The sequence below is a fragment of the Cellulomonas bogoriensis 69B4 = DSM 16987 genome (assembly GCF_000767165.1).
GTDB classification, from domain to species: domain Bacteria; phylum Actinomycetota; class Actinomycetes; order Actinomycetales; family Cellulomonadaceae; genus Actinotalea; species Actinotalea bogoriensis.
Window position 1 is genome coordinate 1 of record NZ_AXCZ01000406.1, and the last position, 720, is coordinate 720.

Below are 720 nucleotides of genomic sequence, written 5' to 3' on the forward strand. Positions count from 1 at the left end.
CCCGCCGCCCGGCCACCGGCCGACCTGACCACCACGTCGCTGGTCCGGCTCGAGCAGACGGGCTTGCGCACCTGGCCCTCGGGCCTGCCCGACCAGGAGATCCCCGACGAGGTGAGCACCGAGGTCGACGGCATGACCGTGCGCGGGTACCCCGCGCTCGTCGCCGGAGCCGCGCGCCAGGCGGTCGCGCCGGTGGACCTGCGGGTACTGGCCGGCCCCGGGGAGCGGGACCACGAGCACCCACGCGGGGTGCGGGAGCTGCTGCTCGGGGAGCTGGCCCTGGCCACCGCGCGGGTCACCTCACGGTGGTCGCCCCAGCAGAGCCTGACCCTCGCGGCCAGCCCCTACCCCTCGACCGCCGCACTGGTGACCGACCTGCAACGGTGCGCGCTCCAGGCCCTGTGCACCGAGGCCGGCACACCTCTGACGCACGTCCGCACCGAGGCCCGCTACCGAGACCTGCGGGCGACGTTGCGCGACACCCTGGAGGACCGCACCGCCCAGGTCGCCGCCGCCACCGCGGACGTCCTGACCGCCGCGCGCGACCTGGACGCCCGCCTCCGGTCGAGCACCAGCCTGGCGCTGCTCGGGACCGTCGCCGACGTACGGGGCCAGCTCGACCGCCTGGTCGGGGACGGGTTCGTGGCCCGGTCCGGGCAGGGGCGCCTGCGGCACCTGGTGCGGTACCTGCGGGCCGCGGACGTCCGCCTGACCAAGGCC

1 protein-coding gene is annotated in these 720 nt (G+C 76.9%); it reads left to right on the forward strand.

Annotation, left to right across the window (positions count from 1 at the left end):
• Window positions 1-720 (forward strand): DUF3418 domain-containing protein (locus tag N869_RS15710; protein WP_035063256.1); only part of this gene is annotated, 720 nt, incomplete at both ends.